Below are 2693 nucleotides of genomic sequence, written 5' to 3'. Positions count from 1 at the left end.
GAATTGAATCGTTAATCCTTGGTCAAAACGATGTTGAAACTATGATCGAGCGCTTTACCGGATTTATGTGCTGACCATAACTCGTTTGCAAGTAATTTAACTTGCTTTGCAACTTCCTTTGGAAACACTGCTGACACGGAAACCCATCCGGCAGGCATATCCTCCATACGCCTGCGAATTCGAATTATTAGTTGATTGACTGCCTGAATTGTAAGTCCAGTCTCTGCTGAAATTTCAGATACGTTAGCCCCCATCACAAAAAATAGACGTGCAGCATCTCTTGATTTAGGTGAGTAGCTACGTCGTGTACTGGTGGCATCGAGTAGATCCATGAGATTTTCAAAATCGTCGCTGCTCATGAGCCGCGTCTTTGGAGTAGGCTCGATCAAACGAATCAACTGCGCAATTTCAGCAATGGAATATGACTCTTTGATTTTTTCAGCAAGTGCGATTAGCGGGCTTCCGTTTGTAGTATCCATCTTAAGTTCCTGCAGAATGCTAGATAGGTCAAGGGCAAGGGTTAGAGGGTGTCAAATATAAGTATTGCAATAATTGCTGACAGAACCTTATGATTGCGACGCTATCTCCGAATCTCCTGCAAGGGACGGAAAGCACCAGGTCGATGCCTTGCCGGGCAGTCGACCTTTTTTTTGCCTTTCGCTTTGGGGGTAGAGTCAGGGAAACCCTGACCCTACCCTTCTGCGTTATGCCTTACTTGTTACCGCTTTTTTTCCCAGAAACCTTGCCCCCAGCGGGTTTGGTCTTCTCAGTCCGGATCACTTTCGGTACCCAACCGGTTCCTTGAAGGCGAGTTTCAGCTTCTTTTGCAAGGGCGCCCTTTTTCATGGCGAGCAAGGCGCTGCGGTCATCCTCTCCCCCGATCTTCCCTGCCTCAGTGAGCGCTTCCAGAATCAGATCCTTGGAAACCCGACCAAGATAGTTTTCGGCAGTCGGTGTGAAGTGGTCTGCCATGCTCAGGCCCAATGCCTCCAGAAACTTGGGGGACAGGCCATCACCCGCCACGGATAGGCTCACGGAACGCGCCACGGCAAAGGCCAGCAGGTTGTCCAGGTCAACGGGTTTCATTCCTTCCAGAACGTCCCACAGTGCGCTTGGATCTTTAGGCAGACTCTCGATCATTGCGTTACCGAGGTTCACGAATTCCGCCTCTAACGCCTGTCCAGCATCGTCACTGATCGTGCAGTTGGTTCGGGCACCATAGCCATTTGTGACAGACAGGTCGGTCGGCACAACACCATAGGTCGAACGGGCATCGGCGATAAATTTGCAGACGAGAAGAACCTTTGCAGCCTTCGCATTTTTTGCGGTGGCTGTCTGAGCGGCCAAATTGCGATATCCCAGCAGCGAACGGCGCAGCGCATCACTGAGTGCATCAGTCTTGCGACCTGCTGGCTCACTTGTCCGGCCACCGGCGATGCGTTGCTCGTCACCCAGCAGTGCCGAGACTTTCTCGCGATCCGCAGCGCGCACCCGGCCACGTTCGATGCGCAGCTCACCGTGGTAGTACATCACCAGTGCGCCGCAGTGCTCCATTACTGCCGGGTCAAAAATCACCGCCTGCTTGTTAATCTCAGCGATTTGATCTTCTAAGTTTTGATGCTCTTCCTCAAGCGCATCCATTTGCGCTTGTGCTTCTTCCGACAGATCGGCATCCGGGGTGGCCTCCAACAGGCCTTCTATCGATGTGCGTACCTTCTCAAGCTGACTTTCCAGTTCAGCCACTTGCTGTGCAGCCTCTGCTGACAGCTCGACCTTGATGGTTGGCGCCTGTCCGAGGCGTTCCAAAGCAGTCCAGTCCATACCCGGCCATACCTCGATCCAGCCCCATCCTTCGGTAGCCAATTCGTCGTGAGCTTGCATAAGACGATCTTGAACGAGGGTAGCCAGCAGCGCTGCATCCTCCAGAATCACACCCTCGCCGTCAGCGGCGAACAGATCTCGACGCACCCGACCACCGGCCTTTTCGTAGGCCTCAACACCGCCGATGAACGCGACCCGTGGATCCTTCGCAGCCTCCACCTCAGCCTCCATCACTGCCCGGCGCAACTCATTTGGAGTCGCCCCCCAATGCTGGTTATTGCGCACACGCGACCATGCAGCAACCTGCCGTTCGTGACTGTCAGTGGTGCAGAGGGCGATCAGCTGATCAGTTGTCAGCAGATCCGCACGGAAGTCCTCAATCAGCGACGGCGCCGCCGCACGCAGTTTCAAGCGGCGCTCCACTACCAGAGGGGTAACACCAAATGCATCAGCAACGGCATCAATAGTCCAGCCCTGCTCAACCATCGCGAGGAATGCATCGAACTCGTCTGCAGGGTGCATCGCCACCCGCTGAACGTTCTCGGTCAAGCTGGCTGCAGTGACTGCGTGATCTGCAACCACTTGTACCGAAACAGGATAGTCGTCCTGAAACTCACCTTGCTCAATCAGAAGGCCCAAGGCGTCGTAGCGACGACCACCGGCGACGACTGCACCGAAGTCACCGACAAGATTCACCACCAGATTTTGAAGGAGGCCTTGACCGGTCAGCTTGTGAACGGCGAGGATCGATGCTGCCAGCTTCTCGATACCGGCCTTGTAAGCGGCAGTATCGCGACCGCGGCGTACGTTTGCTTCACTACGGCGCAGACGGTTGTAAGGCATGGATGTAACGGCCACATTGGACATTGTGA

The 2693-nt window shown here is 54.3% G+C and carries 2 protein-coding genes; both read right to left on the bottom strand.

Annotated elements, in window-relative coordinates:
* Nucleotides 1-11 precede the first annotated feature (11 nt).
* Entirely contained in the window at nt 12-479 is a 468-nt protein-coding gene (locus M0814_RS28815) for a TrfB-related DNA-binding protein (protein WP_103486742.1), read from the bottom strand.
* Between the two features lie 232 nt (nt 480-711).
* Nucleotides 712-2693, bottom strand: a 1982-nt coding sequence (locus M0814_RS28810; RefSeq protein WP_247868566.1) for a ParB/RepB/Spo0J family partition protein, incomplete at its 5' end; no start/stop codon positions are given.

Origin of the sequence: Pseudomonas sp. MWU12-2020 (genome assembly GCF_023100605.1) — a bacterium.
GTDB lineage: Bacteria > Pseudomonadota > Gammaproteobacteria > Pseudomonadales > Pseudomonadaceae > Aquipseudomonas > Aquipseudomonas fluorescens_H.
This window is presented reverse-complemented; position numbering and strand designations above follow the sequence as displayed.